23 protein-coding genes are annotated in these 22,993 nt (G+C 58.6%); 9 read left to right on the plus strand and 14 right to left on the minus strand.

Translation table 11 applies throughout. The annotated features are described in order from the left end of the window. Positions 1–18: 18 nt before the first annotated feature. The 9 genes from modA to arsH all read left to right on the plus strand — a co-directional run bounded on the left by modA (position 19) and on the right by arsH (position 8,921). Positions 19–873, plus strand: coding sequence for a molybdate ABC transporter substrate-binding protein (modA, locus tag JF535_RS12270; protein WP_242523816.1), 855 nt, complete (start codon positions 19–21; stop codon positions 871–873). Beyond that, positions 863–1,555: a molybdate ABC transporter permease subunit gene (gene modB, locus JF535_RS12275; protein ID WP_207002488.1), complete on the plus strand. Its 693-nt coding sequence runs from the start codon at positions 863–865 to the stop codon at positions 1,553–1,555. Before modA ends, modB begins: the two co-directional genes overlap by 11 nt. Then, the gene (modC, locus tag JF535_RS12280; RefSeq protein ID WP_207002489.1) at positions 1,545–2,696 is read left to right on the plus strand and encodes a molybdenum ABC transporter ATP-binding protein; all 1,152 of its coding nucleotides are present in this window, start codon (positions 1,545–1,547) and stop codon (positions 2,694–2,696) included. The genes modB and modC overlap by 11 nt, the downstream gene beginning before the upstream one ends. Before the next feature lie 386 nt (positions 2,697–3,082). Next, entirely contained in the window at positions 3,083–5,185 is a 2,103-nt protein-coding gene (locus JF535_RS12285) for a carboxy terminal-processing peptidase (protein WP_207002490.1), read from the plus strand. 118 nt (positions 5,186–5,303) lie between these two features. Further along, a complete protein-coding gene (xthA, locus tag JF535_RS12290) occupies positions 5,304–6,119 on the plus strand; it encodes an exodeoxyribonuclease III (RefSeq protein WP_207002499.1) in 816 nt (271 codons plus the stop codon). Positions 6,120–6,313: 194 nt separating this feature from the next. Next, positions 6,314–6,679, plus strand: a complete 366-nt coding sequence (locus JF535_RS12295; protein ID WP_207002503.1) for a metalloregulator ArsR/SmtB family transcription factor — start codon at positions 6,314–6,316, stop codon at positions 6,677–6,679. Between the two features lie 13 nt (positions 6,680–6,692). Further along, positions 6,693–7,169 (plus strand): arsenate reductase ArsC, encoded by a 477-nt coding sequence (locus JF535_RS12300; protein WP_207002504.1) that lies wholly within the window; start codon positions 6,693–6,695, stop codon positions 7,167–7,169. Between the two features lie 2 nt (positions 7,170–7,171). Further along, a complete protein-coding gene (arsB, locus tag JF535_RS12305) occupies positions 7,172–8,212 on the plus strand; it encodes an ACR3 family arsenite efflux transporter (protein ID WP_207002505.1) in 1,041 nt (346 codons plus the stop codon). Beyond that, positions 8,202–8,921 (plus strand): arsenical resistance protein ArsH, encoded by a 720-nt coding sequence (gene arsH, locus JF535_RS12310; RefSeq protein ID WP_277987245.1) that lies wholly within the window; start codon positions 8,202–8,204, stop codon positions 8,919–8,921. Before arsB ends, arsH begins: the two co-directional genes overlap by 11 nt. A 67-nt stretch (positions 8,922–8,988) precedes the next feature. On the opposite strand, the gene JF535_RS12315 is transcribed toward arsH, so the two are convergent. The 14 genes from JF535_RS12315 to JF535_RS12380 form a co-directional block, all read right to left on the minus strand. Then, a complete protein-coding gene (locus tag JF535_RS12315; protein WP_207002506.1) occupies positions 8,989–11,193 on the minus strand; it encodes a hybrid sensor histidine kinase/response regulator in 2,205 nt (734 codons plus the stop codon). Between the two features lie 56 nt (positions 11,194–11,249). After that, positions 11,250–11,456, minus strand: coding sequence for a DUF2788 domain-containing protein (locus JF535_RS12320; RefSeq protein ID WP_066964366.1), 207 nt, complete (start codon positions 11,454–11,456; stop codon positions 11,250–11,252). Between the two features lie 191 nt (positions 11,457–11,647). Beyond that, a complete protein-coding gene (locus JF535_RS12325) occupies positions 11,648–11,917 on the minus strand; it encodes an acetyltransferase (RefSeq protein WP_066964363.1) in 270 nt (89 codons plus the stop codon). A 267-nt stretch (positions 11,918–12,184) separates the two neighbouring features. Beyond that, entirely contained in the window at positions 12,185–12,673 is a 489-nt protein-coding gene (gene gspM / locus JF535_RS12330; protein ID WP_207002507.1) for a type II secretion system protein GspM, read from the minus strand. A 56-nt stretch (positions 12,674–12,729) separates the two neighbouring features. Then, positions 12,730–14,079 (minus strand): type II secretion system protein GspL, encoded by a 1,350-nt coding sequence (gene gspL, locus JF535_RS12335; protein WP_207002508.1) that lies wholly within the window; start codon positions 14,077–14,079, stop codon positions 12,730–12,732. After that, positions 14,080–15,045 (minus strand): type II secretion system minor pseudopilin GspK, encoded by a 966-nt coding sequence (gspK, locus tag JF535_RS12340; RefSeq protein ID WP_340674175.1) that lies wholly within the window; start codon positions 15,043–15,045, stop codon positions 14,080–14,082. 29 nt (positions 15,046–15,074) lie between these two features. After that, a complete protein-coding gene (gspJ, locus tag JF535_RS12345; RefSeq protein WP_207002511.1) occupies positions 15,075–15,896 on the minus strand; it encodes a type II secretion system minor pseudopilin GspJ in 822 nt (273 codons plus the stop codon). After that, entirely contained in the window at positions 15,893–16,318 is a 426-nt protein-coding gene (gene gspI / locus JF535_RS12350) for a type II secretion system minor pseudopilin GspI (RefSeq protein WP_207002513.1), read from the minus strand. Before gspI ends, gspJ begins: the two co-directional genes overlap by 4 nt. Then, positions 16,308–16,937, minus strand: coding sequence for a type II secretion system protein (locus tag JF535_RS12355; protein WP_207002514.1), 630 nt, complete (start codon positions 16,935–16,937; stop codon positions 16,308–16,310). The genes gspI and JF535_RS12355 overlap by 11 nt, the downstream gene beginning before the upstream one ends. A gap of 23 nt (positions 16,938–16,960) precedes the next feature. Further along, positions 16,961–17,389, minus strand: coding sequence for a type II secretion system major pseudopilin GspG (gspG, locus tag JF535_RS12360; protein WP_066964344.1), 429 nt, complete (start codon positions 17,387–17,389; stop codon positions 16,961–16,963). A 60-nt stretch (positions 17,390–17,449) separates the two neighbouring features. Next, positions 17,450–18,667, minus strand: a complete 1,218-nt coding sequence (gspF, locus tag JF535_RS12365) for a type II secretion system inner membrane protein GspF (protein WP_207002516.1) — start codon at positions 18,665–18,667, stop codon at positions 17,450–17,452. Position 18,668: 1 nt separating this feature from the next. After that, the gene (gene gspE, locus JF535_RS12370; RefSeq protein WP_207003791.1) at positions 18,669–20,147 is read right to left on the minus strand and encodes a type II secretion system ATPase GspE; all 1,479 of its coding nucleotides are present in this window, start codon (positions 20,145–20,147) and stop codon (positions 18,669–18,671) included. Beyond that, complete coding sequence (gspD, locus tag JF535_RS12375) at positions 20,147–22,111, minus strand: type II secretion system secretin GspD (RefSeq protein ID WP_207002518.1); 1,965 nt, start codon at positions 22,109–22,111, stop codon at positions 20,147–20,149. Before gspD ends, gspE begins: the two co-directional genes overlap by 1 nt. A gap of 88 nt (positions 22,112–22,199) precedes the next feature. Beyond that, the gene (locus JF535_RS12380) at positions 22,200–22,883 is read right to left on the minus strand and encodes a type II secretion system protein N (RefSeq protein WP_207002520.1); all 684 of its coding nucleotides are present in this window, start codon (positions 22,881–22,883) and stop codon (positions 22,200–22,202) included. Positions 22,884–22,993: the final 110 nt, after the last annotated feature.

The raw sequence follows: 22,993 nt of genomic DNA on the forward strand, positions 1-22,993 counted from the left end.
GGGTCAATAAGTAGATCGATGGATAGGCAGCTCCACACTCACCGCCGACGTCCCTTGTGCGCCGGGCGCAACCTGAAAGCGCGAGCGGCGGCCTTGGTTACCGGCGTATTAACCATGATGGCCGCGGCTGCAGGCCACTCGCGGGAAGTAACCATCGCGGTCGCCTCCAATTTCACCGTACCCATGCAGGCCATCGTCGCGCGCTATGAGGCGCGCAGCCAGCAACGGATACAACTGGTGTTTGGCTCGTCCGGCAAAATCTACGCGCAGATCCGAAATGGTGCACCCTTCGATGCGTTTTTCTCCGCGGATCAGGAGAAGCCTGCGCGTCTCATCGACGAGGGGCTGGCCGAGCCCGATTCCCGCATCACCTACGCGGAGGGAAGACTGGCGTTGTGGTCGCGGCATAACAACCTGCCTGAAAACATCCAGGTACTGCTGAAAACCTCGCAATTCGACAAGCTCGCCCTCGCCAACCCGAAACTCGCGCCCTACGGAACCGCAGCCCAGCAAGTGCTGCACAACCTGCAGCTGGACGCGCGCACTCGCACCCGTTGGGTACAGGGGGAGAATATTTCCCAGACCTATCAATTCGTCGCCAGCGGCAATGCCGACCTGGGGTTTGTCGCACTGTCCCAGATCATGCGCGATGGTGAGATCGTCGCGGGCTCCGCCTGGGTAGTGCCACAATCGCTGCATACACCGGTCAGGCAGGACGCGGTCATTCTCACGCGCGCGGTAGACAACACCGTACTGGCGGATTTCTGGCGCTATATGCAGGAGGCAGAGGTGGCGACCCTGCTGGCTTCTTACGGATATGCGAGGAGCCAGGCGGTAACGCCTTCTCGAGAGGAAGGCCCCCATGCTGAGTGAATCTGACCTGGGTGCGATCTGGTTAACCCTGCGTCTCGCCACCACCGTCACTGTCCTGTTACTGCTGCTCGGCACACCGCTGGCGTTATGGCTGGCCCGAACCCGTTCAGTGATGCGAGGGCCGGTGAGTGCGCTGGTGGCATTACCCCTGGTGCTGCCGCCCACGGTACTGGGTTTTTATCTGCTGGTTTTTATGGGCCCCGATGGGCCCATGGGAAAACTGACCGAAGCGCTCGGGCTGGGCACCCTGCCATTCACGTTCTGGGGGCTCGTTATTGCTTCCCTGCTCTACTCACTGCCATTCGTTGTGCAGCCCATCCAAAACGCCATTGAGGCACAGGGGCAACAGCACGCTGAGGTGGCGGCAACACTGCGTGCCGGGCCATGGGATACCTTCTGGCATGTCACCCTGCCCCTGGCAAGGCCGGGCATTATTACCGCAGCCGTCCTGGGCTTCGCGCACACGGTGGGGGAGTTTGGTGTAGTGTTGATGATCGGCGGTAATATTCCCGGTGAGACCCGGGTGGTTTCGGTACAGATTTACGATCACGTGGAAGCGCTGGAATATACCCAGGCACACTGGCTATCGGCTGCCATGGTCGGATTTTCCTTTGCGGTGTTACTCCTGCTGTATCTGCTGCAGCACCGCAACGCTGCCCGGGGATTGCGCTATGGCGTTTGAACCGGTTTCGGGCGGTGGTATCCAGGGTCACTTCCACCTGTCGCGGGATGGTGGCGACACCCACGCGCCCTTTTCCCTGAAGGTGCGGTTGAATCTACCGGGAAGTGGGGTGACCGGCATTTTCGGCCCCTCCGGTTGCGGCAAAACCACCCTGCTCCGCTGTATTGCAGGTCTGCAACCCTGCGCGAGTGGCAGTCTTGCCGTTAATGGTGCGGTATGGCAATCCGCGGGCAAACCGAAAGAGGCACTGCCGGTGCACCGTCGGCCACTGGGGTTTGTGTTTCAGCAGCCGAGCCTGCTCCCACATTTGAATGCAGCACAAAACCTGCGGTTTGCGCGCAAGCGCGCCTGGCAACCGGTGTCCGACGCCGAGTACCGCAGCATTATTGATTTATTGGGGATCGGGCACCTGTTGTCGAAGCGACCGGGCGCGCTCTCTGGCGGCGAGCAGCAAAGAGTCGCCATTGCCCGCGCGCTGTTGATCAAACCCCGCGTACTGTTGATGGATGAGCCGCTCGCTTCCCTCGACCAGATGCGCAAGCGGGAAATTCTCCCCTATCTCGAGAAACTGCACCGCGCGCTGGACATTCCGATTCTGTATGTAAGCCACTCGATCGAGGAAATCGCGCGGCTTGCCGACCACCTGGTACTGATGGATAACGGAAGCATCACTAACGAAGGCCCGGCCACCGCCCTGCTCTCCCGCGAGGACTTTCCGGTACCGCTCGGAGACGATCTGGGTGTGCTGCTGGAAGCCAACATCGCGCAGCGGGATAGCCAGTGGAATCTGCTGAGAGCGGATTTTGACGGGGGTAGCCTGTGGCTGCGGGATAGTGGCGAAGCCGTCGGCGACTCGATTCGGGTGCGCGTGCTCGCACGGGACATCAGCCTGACCCGGGGCGAGGATACGCAATCCAGCATCCTCAACCGCCTGCCGGTCGAGGTAGAAGAGATCTCTGCCGACCGCGATCCAGCCATGGTGTTGCTTCGTCTGAAACCTCAAGCCACCGCCACACATCCCAGTGACGCGGTGGGATCGCGACTGATCGCACGCATCACCCGCCGCTCCGCCCATCAGCTGTCCGTAAACACCGGAAGTAGATTGTGGGCGCAGATCAAATCTGTGGCCATCGTGCGTTAATCAGTCATACACGGAAGCCAGCCTCACCTCGATTGGTCCATGATGACGGGTGCTGACGCGCGCCAGAACGGGGCTATTGAGCGCAAAATCGGGGCAATTTACCCCGATAAACGTTAATTGGCCGTTTTATGACCGATTTTTTGTTTCACTCGTTGTGCAGATTTGGCAACCGGTGATTCGGTTATCCTGCCTTGACGGGTAAAGCATTCTTAAAGTCACCGCATTGAGGGCACCTTTCGCCTTGTTAATGAAGCAATTCATGCCTTTCGGAGCTTTCAGCCTTTATACTTGTCCTAAGCTATAAGTCGCCACTGCTCCGGAAGACCACGTCCGGCCGAGAATAAACAGTGGGACGCCTTGATGTAGGACGTATAAAGAGACTCCTTATGCTTAGCAATCGAATAGCCGCACTGATTTCCGGCCTTTCCTTCTCTCTCCTGGTACTGGTTTCGCCAGTTTCCCTGGCCGACAACGAAGATCTCAAGCCGCACGAAGACCAGGGTGCCACGGCCCGTGAGATAGTCAGCAAGCTCGAGATGCTGCACTACAACAAGCTCAAGGTGGGCGACGAAATGTCCACCGGGCTGTGGGACGAGTACATCGATGGTTTGGATCCGACCAAAAGTTATTTTCTGGCATCCGATATCAGCGAGTTCCGTCAGTGGCGCAACAAGCTGGATGACGATCTCAAGGCCGGCAACGTGGACCGCGGTTTCGAGATCTATAACCGCTACCGCCTGCGCATATCTGACCGCCTGAACAACATTCTCTCCCAGCTGGAAAACGGGCTGCCGAAGTTCGACTTCACCAAGGATGAGTTTCTGGAGCTCGATCGCGAAAAGAGCGAATGGCCCCAGTCCATCAGCGCCGCGGACGACCTGTGGCGCAAGCGCCTCAAGTCAAGCGTGCTGAACCTGCGCCTGACCGGCAAGAGTGATGATGAGATCGCTGACTTGCTGAAGCGCCGCTACAAAGGTCAGCTCAAGCGCCTCAGCCAGCAGAATTCAGACGACGTGTTTGAGCTGTATATGAACTCCCTCACCCGCCTGTACGATCCGCACAGCAATTATCTTTCTCCGCGCTCGCTGGAAAACTTCAACATGAGTATGTCGCTGTCCCTTGAGGGCATTGGCGCTGTGTTGCAGATGGAAGATGAATACACCAAGGTTGCGCGCCTGGTGGCCGGCGGTCCGGCGGATCGCACCGGCAAGATCAAGCCGAACGACAAAATCGTGGCCGTTGGCCAGGATGAAGAAGGCGAGATGGTCGATGTTGTGGGCTGGCGCCTCGACGACGTGGTCGACCTGATTCGCGGCTCGGCGGGCACCTTTGTACGCCTTGAAACCATCCCAACCGGTGGCGACGGTACCCATCGCACCATCCTGATCAAGCGCAGCAAGGTAAAACTCGAAGACCAGGCGGCAAAGAAAGCCATCTTTGAGTTCTCCGACGGCGAGGAAAACTTCAAGGTGGGGGTGATCAACCTGCCGACCTTCTACATCGACTTTGAAGCCTACCGACGCAGAGACCCGAATTACAAAAGCACCACCCGCGACGTGGCGCGTTTGCTGGACGAACTGCAGAAAGAAGGCGTCGACGGCATTATTCTTGACCTGCGCAACAACGGCGGCGGCTCCCTGCAGGAAGCCACCATGCTTACCGACCTGTTTATCGACCAGGGTCCGGTGGTGCAGATCCGGCATGCCAACGAGCAGATTTCCCGCCACAACCGCTCGCGCTCGCGCGCCATGTACCGCGGCCCGCTGGTTGTCCTGATCAACCGCCTCTCGGCGTCGGCCTCGGAGATTTTTGCCGGTGCCATTCAGGACTACAACCGTGGTCTGGTGGTGGGCAATCAGTCTTTCGGTAAAGGTACGGTGCAGACCATGGCCCCCCTCAAAGACGGCCAGCTGAAAATTACCCAATCCAAGTTCTATCGTGTATCCGGCGACAGCACCCAGCACGCGGGTGTATCACCGGACATCAGCATGCCTCAGCTGATCGATAGCGACAGCGTTGGCGAGAGTGCGTACGACACCGCCCTGCCCTGGGATCGTATTCACGCCGTTCGCCACGCGAAGTATTTCAACCTGAAAGAAATGGTGCCTGACCTGATACGCAAGCATGACAAGCGCACCGAATCCGACCCGGACTTCATTTACCTGCGGGCACAATTCGATCATCAGACCGAGCGCGCCAATCGCAAGTCCGTGTCCCTGAATGAACAGGCTCGTATTCAGGAGCGCGAACAAATGAATCAGGAAATGCTCGCGCTGGAAAATCGTCGCCGTGAGGCCAAGGGGCTCGAACCCTATGAGAGCTTTGAGGCGCTGGAGAAGAGCGAGTCGGAAGATGTCGAGCCCGTGGGCGGTCCCGTGGAAATCACCCTGGAGGACGACCCGGTGTTGAATGAAGCGGGCTACATCATGGCGGACTTTATCGGCCTAAAAAAGCGCGCTAGCTCACCGCAGGTCGCCAACTTCGACTGATCGCCTGCGCTGAGCAAACCACAGGCCGGTTACGCTACCGGCCAATAATGATTGCAAACCGAGCCCGTTATTTCCTGGAATAGCGGGCTTCGGTTTTTATGATTTCCGGGGAGGGAAAATGAAAGTAGTATCCTTTAACGTCAATAGTATTCGCGCGCGCCTGCACCAGATGGAGGCGCTGGTCGAAAGCCAGTCCCCCGATATTATCGGGCTGCAGGAAACCAAAGTGACCGACGAAGACTTCCCTGTCGACGTCATTCGCGACCTGGGCTACGAAGTCATTTACTTCGGCCAGAAGACCCACTACGGCGTTGCCCTGCTCTCCCGCTTCCCGTTCATCAAGAAACAATATGGATTCCCCACTGATCCGGAAGATGCACAGCGTCGCATGGTGGTCGGGCAGTTTGATATCGGTGCAGATCAGCCTCTCACCGTGTTGAACGGCTACTTTCCCCAGGGGGAAAACCGCGAGCATCCATTAAAGTTTCCAGCCAAGCGAAAGTACTACGCGGACCTCGAGAGCTACCTGAATACCGAGTGCGACAATCAGGCACCCGTGCTGTTGATTGGCGACATGAATATCTCCCCTACGGATCTCGACATTGGTATCGGGGAAGCCAATCGCAAACGCTGGCTGCGCGATGGCAAGTGCAGCTTCCTGCCGGAAGAGCGTGAGTGGCTGCAAAAAATCCACGACTGGGGGCTGGTGGATACCTTCCGTGCCCAGAACCCGGAGACTGACGACCTGTTTAGCTGGTTCGACTACCGCAGCCGCGGGTTTGACCGGGAGCCGCGCCGCGGCCTGCGTATTGACCTGATTATGGCCTCGAAAGTACTGGCCGATAAGTGCGTTGCCACCGGGATCGATTACGATATCCGCGGTATGGAACGCCCTTCGGACCACGCACCGGTATGGGCAGAGTTCGACATCTGACTCCTTTCGGGTCCCTGTTGAGGCGGATCGTCGATCCGCCTCGGCGCCTTCTCTCAACACCAGCCTCACGTCCCGCCTAACCTGCGCCCCCCTCCAATAAGCCTCAGCGTTCCGGGCCAGACACAAAATACATACGATATTCCATATATTCGTTTTTTCGAATATCATGCCGCCGGACCAACCGGAGCCATGCTTTGAACCCTGTCGCCTTTTACAAATGTCTCGCAGATGACACCCGTCTACGCAGCCTGCTACTGATCGCCCATGAAGGGGAGCTGTGCGTTTGCGAGTTGATGGAAGCGCTTTCACTAAGCCAGCCAAAGATCTCGCGGCACCTGGCGCAGATGCGGCAATGCGCACTGTTGAACGACCGACGGCAGGGCCAGTGGGTGTTCTACAGCCTCAACCCATCACTACCAGAATGGGCCCGGCAGGTTCTGGACACCACCCTTGCGGAAAACTTGCCCTTTATCTCCGACAATCTGCAAGCCCTGGCACAGCTACAGCAACGCCCTGCGCGGGAAGAGCGCTGCTGCCCATCGAGAGCGACCAACGAATGAACACGGAAAATCCATGAAGCTTTTGTTTATCTGCACCCACAACCGTTGCCGCAGTATTCTGAGTGAGGCCATCACCAATCACTATGGACAGGGGCGACTGGAAGCGCGCAGTGCGGGCAGCCAGCCCTCCGGTGCGGTACACCCCCTGTCCCTGCAGTTTCTCGCCGAGCAAGGCATTCCTACCGACGGTCTTGCCAGCAAGTCGTGGGACGACCTCGATGGCTGGACGCCCGACGCCGTCATTACCGTGTGCGACAGCGCTGCGGGCGAGGCCTGCCCGATCTGGCTCAACGATACCGTTAAAGTGCATTGGGGATTGTCCGACCCTTCCAAGCTCGAAGGCAGTGATGCGCACAAGGCCGAGGCGTTTCGCCAAACCATTGGAAAAATTAAGCACCGTGTAGAACGGATGCTGGACGCACGCGTCGATGAGCAACGAGGTAATACGTTGCGTGAAGCGCTGACCGGACTGTCTACAGAGGAAGAGTGATCGTGGGTATTTTTGAACGCTATCTTTCTCTTTGGGTTGGCCTTTGTATTCTCGCAGGGCTTCTGCTCGGCAATCTTGCGCCTGAGGTATTCCAGGCCATTGCGGGCCTCGAAGTTGCCCACGTCAATCTGCCCGTGGCTATTTTTATCTGGCTGATGATCTACCCCATGATGGTACAGGTGGATTTTTCCTCAATCCGCCATGTGGGGGATAAGCCGAAGGGCCTCGCGCTTACCCTGGTGGTGAACTGGCTGATCAAGCCGTTCACCATGGCCGCGTTGGGCTGGCTGTTCTTTCGCGTGATTTTTGCCGACCTTGTGGATCCACAAACGGCACAAGAGTATATCGCCGGCATGATTCTTCTGGGAGTCGCCCCCTGCACGGCCATGGTGTTCGTGTGGAGCCAGCTTACCCGGGGTGATGCGAACTATACGCTGGTGCAGGTCTCGGTCAACGATGTGATCATGATCTTCGCGTTTGCTCCCATCGCAGCACTACTACTGGGCGTCAGCGACATCACCGTGCCGTGGGATACCTTACTGCTGTCGGTCGTGCTGTATGTTCTGCTTCCGCTGATTGCGGGTGTGCTCACCCGCCGTGCACTGGATTCGGCGAATGATCACAGCAGGTTGAATGCATTTTTGGCGAAGGTAAAGCCGCTCTCCATTGGCGGGTTGTTAGCGACGGTTGTACTCCTGTTCGGGTTTCAGGCTCAGACCATCATTGAAAACCCACTCGCCATCGTGCTGATTGCCATTCCATTATTGATCCAGACGTATGGCATTTTTGCCATCAGCTATGCGGCAGCCCGTAGCATGCAGCTGCCGCATAACATTGCGGCACCCGCCTGCATGATTGGTACATCCAATTTCTTTGAGCTCGCGGTCGCTGTCGCCATTTCCCTGTTTGGCCTGCACTCGGGTGCGGCGCTGGCGACGGTGGTTGGGGTGCTCGTCGAGGTTCCGGTCATGTTGTCGCTGGTCGCTTTTGCCAATCGCACCCGCCACTGGTTTAGAGAGAATGAGGAATCCTATGAGCACTGACCCGATGCCAAATCTCGATAACACCTGTTTCCACCTGACGGATCACGCGCAGTTGCAGGCACCCATTGACGACGCGCGGCCGAAAATCCTGCTGCTGTATGGATCCTTGCGAAAACGCTCGTTCAGCCGCCTGGCGGCGGAAGAGGCACAGAGAATTCTCGAAGCACTCGGCGCGGAAACCAAAATTTTCAATCCGTCCGGATTGCCACTACCGGATGACGCCGATGCGGAACACCCGAAGGTAAAAGAGCTGCGTGAGCTCGCCAGCTGGAGCGATGGTATGGTGTGGTCATCCCCGGAGCGGCACGGCGCCATGACCGGGATCATGAAAACGCAGATTGACTGGATCCCACTGGCGCTGGAAGGTGTAAGGCCCACCCAGGGAAAGACACTCGCGGTCATGCAGGTGTGCGGTGGCTCCCAGTCGTTCAATGCAGTTAACCAGATGCGCATCCTCGGTCGCTGGATGCGGATGGTTACCATCCCCAACCAGTCATCCGTGCCCAAGGCGTGGCTGGAGTTTGATGATGATGACCGAATGAAGCCGTCTTCCTTCTATGATCGTATCGTGGACGTCATGGAGGAGCTGATGAAGTTCACCCTGCTTTTGAAAGACAAGCGAGACTACTTCACTGATCGGTATTCCGAGCGAAAGGAAACCAGTGACGAATTCCGTAAACGCATCGACCAGCGTGCGCAAGGGAAATAAGAAAAAAGGCCTGTCAGTTGAAAGGCCTTTTGTATTCACGTCGCAAGCATATCTTCAATAGTGCACCCTACTCTCCCAGCCACCGCTCCAGGGTTTCCGCGAGACTGTCTTTACTCAACGGCTTGGTGAGATAGTCGTCCATACCGGCCGCCAGGCAGCGCCCTTCAAACTGTTCTTCCGTGGTACTGGTCAGGGCCACAATCGGCAAGCGGTCGTCTGGGGAAAACTCGCTTTCCCAGTGCCGCAGCTGCTCAATAATTTCTGCACTGTGTACGGTATTCTGCTGGCAGTCTACCAGCAGCAGGTCATAGTTGTTGTCCGGCATACGCGCCAGCGCATCTTCTACCGCCGCAACAACTTCCACCTGATAACCCAGTGTCTGCAGCATTTCTTCCGTCACCCCTAGATGCTGTCGGGATTCCTCAATCAGCAGGAGCTTGCGCTTTCGGTTGACCTCCGCGTTGGAGCCCACAATTCGGCGACTGGCCTTCTTGATACCGCCGAACAAGCGGATTACCACCGCGTCATGGAATTCCTTGCGGGTTACCGGGCGTGCCAGATACTGCGCTTCAGGCTCGATCGCCGCCAGTGGGCCGAACTCGAGTTTGTGGCCGTAACCACCCAGACACAGCAGCGGGAATTTTTTGGGCGCCGCTCCGGTTGATTTGATCACCTGGGTAACGCCACTGAGCATACGGCCGTCACCCATCGCGGGTGCCAGCACCACAAGCTGTCCCCGATCCATCGCTTGCAGGAGGTGGTCCATGGGCTCGGTACTGCCATCATCCCAGTGCTTGCTGACCACTTCCATACCGAAGGACTGGAGTATCTGCACGATACCGCTGACAAACAGTCCCTTCTGGTGAAGAACCAGAACATCCGTATCCTGCAGCCGGCGATCCGGTTGCAGGTAAATACGCTGGTTGGGTTCTATCGCGAATTTAATCACCACCTGATAGCGGTTGCCGTCCGCAGAAGAGTGCAGTTGCAGATAACCGCCCATTGCTTCTGCCAGCCCCTTTGCGATGTTCAGCCCGAGTCCGGTTGTGACCTGCGTGGTATCCATGCGCGAGAAAGCCCCAAACAGTTCGGACTCATCCGGCAAAATCTCGCCATCACCGCTGTCCAGGAGCTTCAACGTGAGCTGCCCTTCTTCCGCACTGAGCGGCTCAAAACTGGCCTCGCCCCAGAGCTCGCCACTCTGTGCGATAACCGTGGCGGAATCCACCAGATTGCGGATCAGCTGCGCGGTTTTCCGGTTGTCACCGGTAACCATTACCGGCAGATCGTCACTGATCTGGAAATTGAATTCCAGACGCTGACGCTGGGCCGAACGCGCCGCAAATTTGAACGCTTTCTCCATGGTGCGCACCAGATTGAATGGCGCGCGGCGCAATTGAATGTCCTTGCGGGCAACCCGGGTGAACATCCCCACATTATCGACCAGCTTCAACTGCTGGTTGCTGGCATTCTTCGCCAACCGCACCCATTCCCGCTGACGATCAGACAGCCGGTCACCCTCCAGCAGTGCCAACGCACCCAGGGTATCGGACAACTGACTGCGAAATTCCTGACCGACATTGGCCAGAAACTCGTTCGTTACCTCAACGGCAGCGTCTGAGTGCTTGCGCGCAGCCGCCAGGTTGCTGGCCTTTTGCTGTAACGCCTGCATCGCCGCCACCCGGTCCCAGTAGTTTTCCGACTCCCGTCGCGCCTGGTGGGCCATCAACCAGACAAACGCCAGCGTCAGTACACCGTAAATGGCACCGAGCATGTCAGCGGCCAGGAAACCCTGTATGGCAGCGGGCACCAGTGATCCGGCAAGGAACCAGGTGAGAAAACGGTGATAAGGGGAAAACACGGAAGCCACACTTGCGCAAAAAACCACCGTGTAGATCCACAGGAACTGTGTCGCCGGCGTAAAGCCGAGCAGGAAAACGTGACAGAGTACAATCAGACCCCACCACACTGCCCCCAGGGTGGAGGCCAGAAAATAGCGATGACGCCAACGCTTGGGGCCAGTCGCATACAGGTTCTCAAAGCGGAAAACGTAGTAACCCCGGATCATGGTCAGGAGCACCAGCACAATCGCCAGCACCAGCACCAATTTTGGGTGCGTAGTACGGAGGTCGCTGATCGCGATCGCTACCGCGAAGGCTACCAGGCTGAACAACATCCCGCGGCGCGAATACTTGGCGATACGCGTATCCGTGTTACGACAGACCCGCCGATCCTTCTGGACCTTGAGTTCGGGGTGATCAAATAACGGCATAAGAAATTCCGGCAAACGCTCCCTGTGACCGATGGGTTTGAGGAGGCGCTACGGGCTTACTGGCCCAATCCCATGATTTCGACCAGAACGGTTTTAAACACGAAGCCCAGTAAACCTAGACCTAGCGCGATAAACAGAATGAAGGTACCAAAGCGGCCGGCCTTGGACTCTTTCGCCAGATCCCACACGATAAACACCATGAACAGGATCAGGCCGCCAATACCAAGGACCAGGGAATACTCTTCAAACGTCTCAAAACTCATGACACAAGTCTTCCACTACTGCACCTACCGGCGCCCCGGCGCAGGTTGCCCCTGCCCCGGCACTTCCGGTGAAAAATTGGCGCGTATTGTATAGGAGGTATTGGTACGAAACCACGAGTTAGACGGTGGGTTGGCCTGCGGCCCGGAATGGGCAGTAGTAATATTGGCGGGTTTGCCCCAGCCGCTCGCTCTCAGGCGCCCTGGTAGTAGTCGCTGTCCTCGATGCGCGTTCCGCATTTGATACGGCGAACTTCCCGGTCACGGTAACGGCTGTCATGCCAGCAGCGTGGCAGCGCTTCGCCAGACAGGAATTCCAGTTGCGCCTTGTCGAACACTTCCGGGTCCTGAACTTCCTCACCCCAGAGAAATCGTCCGACCACTGTCAGTTCGTAAGGGTTGGCAAGGGTGACGATGTCGGCGACATCAATCAGGTGTTTACTCTCGGCATCGCGAAGCAGCATGTTATCGCCCCTGTTTCTTCTCAATACCCTTGAGTATAGGGAGAAAATCACGCCATTCATGGGCAGATTTTGCTGCCGGGAGGCTGCCAGGAAGGTGCCTTGACCGAACTCATTCGCAAAAACATTCGATATTCCGCCTCTTTTCCCATCGATTATCCCCACAAAATAGCGAAAAATCAGAACAAAAGTGCGAAATTCAGCCAGAAAATATCAACCGGTTGCCCCTGGAGGTCGCTGCACGCCTTCGCCCGGCCGCAGCCACATCCTTCAACGTTCCAGGGTCAGCCTGGCCGAAACCATCCCCTCTTCACCCAGCGCGTCAACACTGACCGAACGGATAACAAAGCGCTGCTGCAGCAGGGTGTTCAACCAGGGCTGCAAGTCCTGGTAGCGCGCCTCGTCGATCCACAGACGGATACGACCATCACCCTCCGGCTCGAAGCGCTTGATGGTCACCTTGTGATTATTCGCCGCGGCAGTGACCCGCTGCAAGAGGGTGCCCTGTGCCTGCGACTGCCCCCCCATATTGCGCTGCACACGCTCCAGCTGGGGACGCTGCTGTTCGATCCAGGCGACGAGTTCCCGGGACTGTTTCGCTTCTGCGCGGGCGTTGTCGAAATAGGCCTGCGCCGGCTTGAACAGCCCGAAGACGATAAAGATCGCGCCGAGAAACAGGGCCAGCAGTGCCAGTGCACGCTGGTCGCTGGAGGGGAGCGCCACCCACTTCTGACGCCACTGTTCAATCGTTTGCTTCATAGTATTGGGTGCATTTTCTCTGATTGTGCCGCTGCTGGATTGCAATTGGAGACCACTCATCGCAGCCGAATCCGCCCGGACACGCCGTCTTCGAGCTCATTGGCCGCCAACAGCTCTGCCTTGAACTGGCCGCTGCCCAGTTTTCCCACCACCGCATCGAGCTGACCGAGGTTGGCAGCACGTAGCTGCAACACCAGTTCGCCCCGATTACCGTCAAAGCGCAGGGACTGCAGCTTGAGTTCACCCGGCTTTGCGGTCGCCCAGACCTGGCTCAGTTGCTGTAACTGGCCGGCAAATTCGCCGCCGCCACCGGATGCTTGATTGAGGTAGCCCATGATCTGGCGCCGCAAATCAGCACTGGGGCGATCGCCAGGGAAAATCTCGGTAAACAGGGCGCGGGCGGACTCGTCGGCCTGCCCTGCCTGTATCTGGTAATAGGTGCCGGCTCCGATATAGAACAGCAGCTGCAGCACAAAGCACGCCGCTACAGCAATGGCCGGCTTCTTCCACCACGGGCCCGCGTCGGACGCGAGGGTGATCTGATAATCCCCGGTGAGCAGGTTGCCCGGCGTCTTCGCTACCAGCGATGGGTTGAACAAAGCCTCCGGCGCATCATTGACGGGCGCGAGCTCGGTCAACTGCTCCAATGTGGCCAGTTCCAGCTCAGAGGGGTCGCCGTACACACGCAGCGGTGCCAGCTCATCCGGCTGTGCCTCCCCTGCTTCTTCCGGTTCCGCCACACCCTCGGCAAACAGACTCTCTGCGATGACCCCGGCCAGTGGCCGTGCCACCGAGAGGCCCTTCCCCGCGGACAGCCAGAAATGCGCGCGCTCGCCCTCAAACCAGACGGCCGAAGTCGCTCCGGTATCCCCAAGAATCCGATACTCCGGCACGGCGGCAACCACCGGCCAGCCGAGGCGATCGATCTGCCCCTTGAGTGCGGCGAGCTTGTCGGTGGCGATTGCCATCACGCTGCACAGATCACCGGCAACAGGCTCACAAATAAAGTGCAACTCGTCCACGTCATCCGCGAGCTGCTCCTCTACCATGTACCCAACCGCACTGCTCTGACGGCGCGCAGCACGGGGTACGTTCTCAAGTCCGTTCCACACCCAGCTTCCGGGCAGCAGCAATATCACACGATCTTCCGGCGCGAAGGTCAGCGCATCTGAGTCCGGACTGCCTGCCACCGCTGGACGCTGGCCGTCGCCAGTGTGCGGCGTGCAGCCAGACTCGGAGACACCGTTGCGAAATGCTGCCTGGAAACCCGCATCCGTGGCCACCGCATGCCAGGCGTTGTCTCGCCAGCATTGCAGCAACAGGCTGCCCGCCACCTGCACCTGATCGCCACTATGGGACCCGGCGACGGGCTCACGCAGCCTTAGTAATTTCAGTTCCTGGCTCAATTAATCCCCCAGTAATTCCTGCAAATATTGCCCGGAAAATTCGCGACGCTGACGCTGAATGACCTCTACCGCACCGGTAGTGGTGTCGAGCTTGAGCGTCGATTCCCAGTACTGCCGATTCTCGAGGCCCAGTTGTACCGCAATATGCGCCACATAATACGCGCTGTTGAAATCCAATTCTGCACCCGCAGTGATGCCGAATGCGGAGAGGTCGCCCATCTGGACAAAAGGCGTACTCTCACGCTGGCTGATAAGCCCCGGAATATTCGCCGAGGGGTACATTGCCGAGAGTAGCTCCTGGGAAGCCGTATTCACGTTGATTCTGGTTCCCGACTCCGGCAGCGCACAAAGCTCCGGTGCAATTGCGCTCCACTCCTGGGGCTCGATACCCTGCCCTGCACTGAGCTCGGAAATGTCGGTGATAAAGGTATCCGGCGTGCGGTGGGCAACGTCCTGGCCCAGGTAGCCCGTGTCTTCGGTACCGGATGAAAGTGGTGTATCACCCGGGTCTACCCAATCCTCGATCGCCAGCGCGGTTTCCCGGCGGCCCCCAAGATTGCGCACCAGACGCTGCAGCACCTTGCTATCCGTGGTATCCGCGCCGGCGGAGGCCCCACCCGAATCGCCCCCGGATCTGCGCGTGACGGCCAAATTATTTACATTAAAGCAGGAGTTTAAGTCTTTGATTTGAATGCGAATTTTTCCGTTATCCGGATTAAACTCCACCAGCTTTTGCGCCCAGGGCTCGAGCAGGTTGTCACTGGCTGAAGTCGCGGTACGATCTTCCTCGAAATCTTTCTCCAGCGCGATAATGGCCCAGGCCTCGGCACCGTGTACGAATTCCGCGAGCTGGGTGTTGGCCAGGATGGCACTGGTCCGGGAAATGGCCAGGCGATTGCGGGTAACCGCATGGGTTACGGCAGCCACGGCGATGACCATGACCAGCAGCACCGTGATCAAGGCCACCCCTCGCTGCTGTGGCAAACCCACCATGCTCATCGGTCACCGCCCTGGCTGCGCCCATCAGAGCCGCTGCTGCTGCCACCTCGACCGTCACCGCTGCCGTCGTCGCCACCCCCGTCATTCCCGGAGCCGTCGTCCTGGCCCCCGCCGCTGCTGCTCGAACTGCCACCACCGGCAACCACGGTATATTCGGGTAGCGAAAACACTCGGCGTATCTCGCCACCAGTGCGGGTTACCAGAGTTACCTCGAGTGCCTGAGGCAGGCGCAGGTCTATCGCGCCAGGTGTGGTGGTTGACGAGGCCGGAGGCCACTGGGCGAGCCAGGCCTTGGTATCCCGGTCGTAATAGCGAAAATTGAGATCAATGACCCCGTCAAGAATCGGCTCCGCGATGGGTTCGGAATCCGGCCCCCGGTCCAGCACTTGCCAGCGGCTGCGCAGTAACAGGGCAGTATCGTCGTCCATAGCAGGGGCAAACCGGCTGTCTGAATCCTCGTCGGCGTAGCCAATTCCATAGCGCAGACGTTGCACATTGCCACGGGGCTCGCCCGTCAGATTTGCCGCGCCCAGGCGGGTAAACTCAAACTCGCTGGTTACCCCGAGGAAAGCGGGCTCGTAGCCGCTGTAGGCATTTTTGACCGGCCGCACCGTGAGCTGACGCAAATCATCGTCCATGCGATACATGGCCATGGAAAGGCGGCGCATCTCATCCGCTCGTGCTGTGAGCACCCGATCGGTGGTAAAGAAGGTTTCGAGCAGCGAATAGGAGCCGATGCCAATGATCGAGACGATCACCAGCACCACCATGATTTCGATCAGGGTAAAGCCCGCATTGGGTTTTTGCGGCCGCCTCATGACCGCCCTCCCTCGGTGCGGGCACTGGCAGACTGTGCCATCCAGGAGTCGATGGTGAGAATTGGCTGCTCCGCTTCCGGCCACCCTACCTGCACGATAATGTGCCGCATCTTCGGCTCATTGGTGCTCTTCACTTCAGCGGTGACCTGCCACTCACGGTCACCCAGCAGAATTTTTTCGGTCTTTTTGCCCAGCGGCGGCCAATCCGTGCGCAAACGGATTTCGGCCAGTGCCTGCTGCGCGACCCAATTTGCGGTAAGGCGCTCTTCCAGGGCGACCTGCTGGCGAACGCTGTCTTGCAGGGTTTTCAGCACACTGGCGGCAATAACCCCGAAAATCACCAGCGCCACCAGCACTTCCACCAGGGTAAATCCGTGCTGGCGGCGCAGGCTTGCGTGGTGCGCGCGAGTATCAGTACTCATCGCTCTGCCACTCCAGCTGCATTCCGTAGAGGCTGCTGTAAGAAATGATGGCGGCGCGTGCGATGTCGCCGTTTTTCATCAGGAAGAAGCCAATCTCTACCGGTAATACCTCGCCACTGGAGAGCGCGGCAAACTGGGGAAGGATTTCTTTATCACCACCTTTACCCGCCGTACCCGAGCGGGCGCGATCACGCTCGTCGCCGCGACCAGAACCGCCGAAACTGTTCTGGTCGCTATTGGCACCGGGCAATTCGGTCTGCGAGAGGACCTCAAGACGCATGATCGGGGGAAGCTCGTGGGCAGTGAAGCGACGTGCGTTAGCCGCCGCGGGTTGGCCGGAAAAATCCATCTCCTGCCACTTCATACTGCCGGAATCGTAGCGCACTACCTGGTAGCGACTCTCCTCGAACACCACCCCATAGTGGGCCTTGTCGATCAGGGCGCGGTCCGCTACCAGCTGTAACAGGTTCGCCAGCCGCTGCACCTCACCGGTCCAGTTGCGCCCATCGGTGTTGCGCAGGGACAACGTCGCCATACCTGCCAGTGAGGCGATGATAACCATCACCACCAGCAGTTCGATCAGGGTAAACCCCCGTTGGCGGTGCGCGGCGATACGCATAGCAGCGGTGACCTGAGCCGGCCTCAGAGCTCAGAAGCGAAAAGATCGGCGGCTTCGCCTTCACCACCCGGCTTGCCATCGGCACCCAGGCTGAACAGGTCATACGGGCCGGAGCTGCCCGGGCTGATGTACTGGTACGCATTGCCCCAGGGGTCTTTCGGCGCTTTTTTCAGGTAGGGCTCATTCCAGTTCTTGGCTTCCGGGAAGCCGGAGGGCTTGGTCACCAGCGCCTCCAGCCCCTGATCGGAACTGGGGTAAACAAAATTATCCATGCGGTACATATCCAGGGCAGTGGAAATCGCACGCAGGTCCACGGTTGCCGCTTTCACGCGCGCCTCACCGGTGCGGCCCATGATGTTGGGAACCACCAGTGCGCCCAGCACACCCAGAATCACGATGACCACCATGATTTCGATCAGGGTAAAGCCCCGACTGTTATGTAGTTTTTTCATCTTGCAACCTCACAAAAGAGTTTGGGGCCACTGCCCCCAGTCATTTACCAGCCGGTGCGATCAAACAACCAGCTGGTTCATATTCATAATTGGCATCATGATGGCCATTACGATAAACAGCACAATACCGGCCATCACCAGCAGCATGATGGGTTCAAACAGGCTGACAAACGCGGTGACGGCGCCTTGCAGATCCCGCTCCTGATTTTCTGCTGCCCGCACCAGCATCTGGTCAAGGGTGCCAGAGGATTCGCCGCTGGCCACCATATACGTCATCATCGGCGGGAAGTATTCAACATCTTCCAGCGCCCGCCGCAGGCTGCCCCCCTCACGCACAAACTTCTGTGCAATCTGCAGGCGCTCTTTCAGGTAATCGTTGCTCATTACACCACTGGCAATACCCATTGCCTGCACCAGTGGCACACTGCTGCCGGTGAGAATCGCCAGGGTTCCCACGTAGCGGGCACTCTGCCCGCCCCGCACCAGCCAGCCGATGGCGGGCATGTCCAGCAGGCGGTGGTGGAATCGATAACGAAAACCGGGCCTGCGCAGCAACAGAATCCAGCCAATCACCAGCGCCAGGATCGCCGGCGGGATCAACCAGCCCCACGCTGCAATAAAATCACTGATAGAGACCAGTATCCGGGTAGCCAGTGGCAACTGCTGCCCGGTTCCGGTAAAGACCTCGATCACATCCGGCACCACATACACCATCAGGCCGGTGACCACGAGCACACAGATCACCACCAGCACCAGCGGATAGATCAGGGCCAGCTGGACCTTTTGCCGAAAGACCTGCTGGTTTTCGGTGTAATCCGCCAGGCGCTCCAGCACATCATCCAGGTGCCCCGAGTGTTCGCCGGCTTCCACGGTGGCGCGATAAAGCTTCGGAAACGCGCGCGGAAAACTGGCCAGGGCCTGCGCAAAGCTGTGCCCTTCCAGCACTTTGGCGCGCACCGCCAGAACGATGCGTCGGACTTTCTGGTTGCGGGATTGATTAGCAATAGCGCCGAGGGTTTCCTCCAGGGGAATACCGGCGCGCAACAGGGTGGCAATTTGCCGGGTCAGCAAGGCAAGTGCCTTTACGCTGAGCCCCGGGCTACCGGACAGGATACTGGCACTGCCGGCACTGCTCGATTCGGAGGCGGCAGTGACTTCCAGCGGGATCAGCCCGCGGGCGCGCAGTTGCTGGCGGGCCGCTTTGGCGCTGTCGGCTTCGAGCGTTCCCCGATTCTTGCGCCCGCCGCTGTTGAGCGCGGTGTACTCGAATGCACCCATCTCAAGACTCCTGGGTTACCCGAAGCACTTCTTCCAGCGAAGTGATACCGGCAAGGACCTTGGCCATACCGTCGTCGCGAATACTGGGGCCGAGCGTGCGCGCCTCCTGCACCAGCGCGCTCTCCGATGCGCGATCGTGAATCAACTGACGCAGTTTCTCGTTCACGGGCACCAGTTCATAGATGCCGACACGCCCGAGATAGCCGCTGTGATTACACTTCTCGCAGCCACCGGGCCGGTAGATGGTTGCGCCTTCGCGCTCGTCCACGCCCAGCATCCGGCACTCGAAGCTGTCGGCCGCATGGGGCTGGCGGCAGTCCGGGCACAATACCCGCACCAGACGCTGGGCGAGCACACCAATCACACTGGACGACAGCAGGAAGGGTTCAATCCCCATATCCACAAGACGCGTGACGGCGCCGAGGGCGGTATTTGTGTGCAGGGTGGAAAGCACCAGGTGGCCGGTCAAACTTGCCTGAATGGCAATTTGCATGGTTTCCAGGTCGCGGATCTCACCCACCATGACCACATCCGGGTCCTGCCGGAGAATGGCCCGCAGGCCGCGCGCGAACGTCATGTCCGCTTTCGTATTCACCTGGGTCTGGCCGACGCCTTCCAGGTTGTATTCCACCGGGTCTTCGACGGTGAGAATGTTCTTTTCGCGGTTGTTGATGCTGGCGAGGCCCGCGTACAGGGTGGTGGTTTTACCGGAGCCTGTCGGCCCGGTGACCAGCAAAATACCGTGTGGGCGGCCGAGCAGTTCAGTCATGACCTTCAGGTCGCTTTCGGCCATCCCCAGTTGCCGCATATCCATCTTGCCCGCCTGCTTGTCCAGCAGACGCATAACCACCCGCTCGCCGGCGGAAGATGGCATGGTTGATACACGTACATCCACTTCACGGCCGCCCATCAGCAGGGAAATACGCCCGTCCTGCGGCACGCGCTTCTCGGCGATGTCAAGCTTGGCCATGACCTTGATACGGGAAACCAGCAGTGGGGCCAGCGCCCGACGCGGCTGCAGCACCTCGCGCAGTACACCGTCCACGCGGAAGCGCACCACGAGGCGCTTTTCAAAGGTTTCGATATGAATATCCGAGGCGCCCTGCTTGAGCGATTCGGCAAAGATGGCGTTGATCAGGCGGACGATGGGTGCGTCGTCTTCCTGTTCGAGCAGATCCTCGGTTTCCGGCAGGGAGTCTGCTACGGCGGCCAGATCCAGATCATCGCCGAGCCCTTCCACATCGGAAAGGTTGCCGCCCTCGCGGTTTTCGTACTGGCGCTGCAAGGCCTCCTGAAAGGCTTCCGCTTCAACAGCGGCAACCCCCAGCGGCATTTCACATAGCCGCTGCACTTCCGCCAGCACCGTAGGGTTCAACGGTGCCACGTACTGACATACCGGCGTGCCATCGACTTCCGCCAGCAGTACCTGATGGCGCTTGGCGAATGCGTACGGCAAACGTTTAACCGCGAGATCCGTCATCACTTGACGTCCTCAGGCTCCATGGGCAGAGGCTCTTCCTCTGCCTCGAGGCCAGTGGCTGGCGGCAGAAGGTCGGGCAGAGTTTCACCGCGGTTCCAGTCCCAAATCCGGCTTGTGTTATCACGCAGATGCAGTTGCTTTTCCTGCATGTCGCGGTAGCGCTTGCGGGTCTCTTCATAACCAGCGATCTGGTTACTGAGGATACGCGGGCGCAGGAAGACCATCAGGTTGGTCTTGTCGACGTCTTTCTTGGAATTGCGGAACAGGCGACCGATACCGGGGATGTCACCCAGCAGCGGCACCTTGTCGTTAATCTCGGTGACCTTGTCTTCAATCAGGCCGCCCAGCACTAAAATGGCGCCGTCATCGATCAACACCTTGGTGCGGATCTCGCGCTTGCTGGTAATGATGTCCGCGGCCTGGCCGGTAACGGGCAACACGTTTTCCACTTTCTGTTCGATTTCCAGCGTCACCGAGTTGTTATTATTGACCCGCGGGGTGACCTTCAGGGTGGTGCCCACGTCCTGGCGCTGGATGGTGGTGAATGGATCATTGTTACTGCCGGAAAGCAGCTGTTCACCGGTAATAAACGGCACGTTCTGGCCGACGAGGATTTCCGCCTCTTCATTGTCGAGCGCCATGATGGTCGGCGTCGACAGAATATTCGCATTGTTTTCACTGGCCATGGCATTGACCGCCACACGCACATCCGTGCCACTGAGAAAACCAAGATTCAGGCCAGAGCGGACCAGGTTGGCAGGGTTCAGGGAAAACGGGTTGACTTCGGACAGCACGTTGCCGTCCTCGTCGATGATCGGTGTTTCCGCAAAATCGTTATCAAAACCCGCAAAGACATTGTCGTCATTGCCGGCAATCCACTTAACACCGAGGTTGTTGCCGGTGCCTTCGGTAACTTCAACAATGATCGCCTCAATCAGCACCTGGGCGCGGCGCACATCGAGCTTGGCAATTACACCCTTCATGGTCTCCAGCAGGGACGGCGGAGCGGTAAGCACGAGGGCGTTCAGCTCCTCGTTGACCTGGATGCTGACCTCAACATCGGCGATCTGCTGGTCTTTTTCCGTTTTTTGGATGCTGCCGCTCATACCCTCGAGAATCGGTTTCAGATCCGTGGCACTGGCGTACTGCACGTAAACAACCGCGGTATTGCCCTCACCGGCCAGAGGCTGGTCAAGTCGCTCGATTACTTTCTTGAGTTGCTGGCGGGTAACCGGGTCTCCGGTCAGCAGGATACTGTTGGAGCGCTCGTCTACCGCGATACGCAGCGGTTGAACATCGTTCCCCGCTTGCTTGCCACCGCCCTGCAGCAGCTCGTTGATGACCTGCTTGACCTCTTTTGCCGACGCAAATTCCAGCGGCACCAGTTCAATGTCAATCGCACCGGCGCGATCCAGCTGCTTGATCAGCAGCACGATCTGGTCAATGTTGGCGGCGCGATCTGCCACGATGAGGGTGTTGGTGTCCGCATAGGCGGCAAGGTGGCCGGTCTGCGGAATGAGCGGGCGCAACATCGCAATCAGCTGGGCCGCAGAGATATTTTCGACACGAACGGTGCGGACCACGAGTGCTTCGCCGGGAGCCCGGGTCTGGTCATCAATCACCGGGATCGCCTGCTGCTTGGCCAGCGCGTCCGGAACCACTTTCCACGCATCGCCCTGCTCAACCAGGCTGAAGCCGTTCACCTGCAGCACCGACATGAAAACGTCGAAGGCCTGTGCATGGCTCATCGGGTCGCCGGCGACAACCGTGACCTTACCTTTGACATTCGGGTGGACAATGATGTTTTTGCCGGTGAAATCCGCAGCCCAGTTAATCAGGTCGCGAATATCGGCATTATCCAGAGACAGAGTAACCCTCTCCGGAGACGACTGAGCCAGCACCGAAAACGACAACAAAAAACCCAGGGCGGCTGCTACCAGCCGTCGGTGAAACACGCTCATCATTATGTAATTGGCTCTAATTCTTATTTGGTCAGTAACTGTTAGGTCTTGAAAGCGCACCCTTCCCCTGGTGCACAAATATATCCCCGCGTCAGCGCTGGTTACCCCCCTGGCGCTGACGTGCCATTTCACGTAGCTGCTCGAGGCGCTCGCGAATCGATTCCTGCTTATCAGCGCGGCTGGCGCCCGAATTGGCGCCGATGACCTTGGCTGCCTGCCGTGCATAATTCGCATACTGCTTGGGAACCGTTGGGCGCCCATCGGCGTCCGGATAGGTCAGTTTTTCCATCTGACCGTTGCGTCGAAGGATAATATGATCCACCTCGACGGAATAGACCTCTGCGCCACCCGGTAGCTTTTGACCGACAAAAACGCGCTCTGCCGGTTTGCCGCGCTCGGCCACCAGCGCGCTGGCTTTATCATCCACGCTGCTGCTCAGTACACCGGACAGGACGAGATTCAATTGTGTAATGGGGATATTGGCGAGATCGATTTCAGGCTCCGCCGTTGATTTGACCGCGGCCACACCAAAAAATGCAGTAGATGGAAGCGATACCGCCTGACTGTTGCCTGCGGTGTTGCGGCTGCTCCGTTCGGCGAGCAGGCCACCATCGGGCTCCGCAGGAGCGATTAGCGGCCCGTAGGCCATCACGTTCACCGCCAGCCAGCCAGCCACAACCGCAACCGTCGCCATCAGGCTACGTCGTGCCGCAGTACCACCCGGCGCGGCCGGGCTCTGCAGAGCGGTAGATAAGGTGCGCTTTACCAAAGACATGATGAAATCCCGTCCCGGCTGTACCACAGACAGCATGATTCAACTTATTGGGCGCCTATTCTCGGGGCTCGCAACGGGAAAGGCAATGTTATCGGCCGGAAAGGTCAAAA

The sequence above is a fragment of the Microbulbifer salipaludis genome, assembly GCF_017303155.1.
GTDB lineage: Bacteria > Pseudomonadota > Gammaproteobacteria > Pseudomonadales > Cellvibrionaceae > Microbulbifer > Microbulbifer salipaludis.

What these genes read in the sequence shown, in the direction of transcription:
- modA (WP_242523816.1), top strand. Translation starts at nt 19, where the DNA reads ATGGATAGGCAGCTCCACACTCACCGCCGACGTCCCTTGTGCGCCGGG.
- modB (WP_207002488.1), top strand. Translation starts at nt 863, where the DNA reads ATGCTGAGTGAATCTGACCTGGGTGCGATCTGGTTAACCCTGCGTCTC.
- modC (WP_207002489.1), top strand. Translation starts at nt 1,545, where the DNA reads ATGGCGTTTGAACCGGTTTCGGGCGGTGGTATCCAGGGTCACTTCCAC.
- JF535_RS12285 (WP_207002490.1), top strand. Translation starts at nt 3,083, where the DNA reads ATGCTTAGCAATCGAATAGCCGCACTGATTTCCGGCCTTTCCTTCTCT.
- xthA (WP_207002499.1), top strand. Translation starts at nt 5,304, where the DNA reads ATGAAAGTAGTATCCTTTAACGTCAATAGTATTCGCGCGCGCCTGCAC.
- JF535_RS12300 (WP_207002504.1), top strand. Translation starts at nt 6,693, where the DNA reads ATGAAGCTTTTGTTTATCTGCACCCACAACCGTTGCCGCAGTATTCTG.
- arsH (WP_277987245.1), top strand. Translation starts at nt 8,202, where the DNA reads ATGAGCACTGACCCGATGCCAAATCTCGATAACACCTGTTTCCACCTG.
- JF535_RS12315 (WP_207002506.1), bottom strand. Translation starts at nt 11,193, where the DNA reads ATGCCGTTATTTGATCACCCCGAACTCAAGGTCCAGAAGGATCGGCGG.
- JF535_RS12320 (WP_066964366.1), bottom strand. Translation starts at nt 11,456, where the DNA reads ATGAGTTTTGAGACGTTTGAAGAGTATTCCCTGGTCCTTGGTATTGGC.
- JF535_RS12325 (WP_066964363.1), bottom strand. Translation starts at nt 11,917, where the DNA reads ATGCTGCTTCGCGATGCCGAGAGTAAACACCTGATTGATGTCGCCGAC.
- gspM (WP_207002507.1), bottom strand. Translation starts at nt 12,673, where the DNA reads ATGAAGCAAACGATTGAACAGTGGCGTCAGAAGTGGGTGGCGCTCCCC.
- gspJ (WP_207002511.1), bottom strand. Translation starts at nt 15,896, where the DNA reads ATGAGGCGGCCGCAAAAACCCAATGCGGGCTTTACCCTGATCGAAATC.
- gspI (WP_207002513.1), bottom strand. Translation starts at nt 16,318, where the DNA reads ATGAGTACTGATACTCGCGCGCACCACGCAAGCCTGCGCCGCCAGCAC.
- JF535_RS12355 (WP_207002514.1), bottom strand. Translation starts at nt 16,937, where the DNA reads ATGCGTATCGCCGCGCACCGCCAACGGGGGTTTACCCTGATCGAACTG.
- gspG (WP_066964344.1), bottom strand. Translation starts at nt 17,389, where the DNA reads ATGAAAAAACTACATAACAGTCGGGGCTTTACCCTGATCGAAATCATG.
- gspF (WP_207002516.1), bottom strand. Translation starts at nt 18,667, where the DNA reads ATGGGTGCATTCGAGTACACCGCGCTCAACAGCGGCGGGCGCAAGAAT.
- gspE (WP_207003791.1), bottom strand. Translation starts at nt 20,147, where the DNA reads ATGACGGATCTCGCGGTTAAACGTTTGCCGTACGCATTCGCCAAGCGC.
- gspD (WP_207002518.1), bottom strand. Translation starts at nt 22,111, where the DNA reads ATGATGAGCGTGTTTCACCGACGGCTGGTAGCAGCCGCCCTGGGTTTT.
- JF535_RS12380 (WP_207002520.1), bottom strand. Translation starts at nt 22,883, where the DNA reads ATGTCTTTGGTAAAGCGCACCTTATCTACCGCTCTGCAGAGCCCGGCC.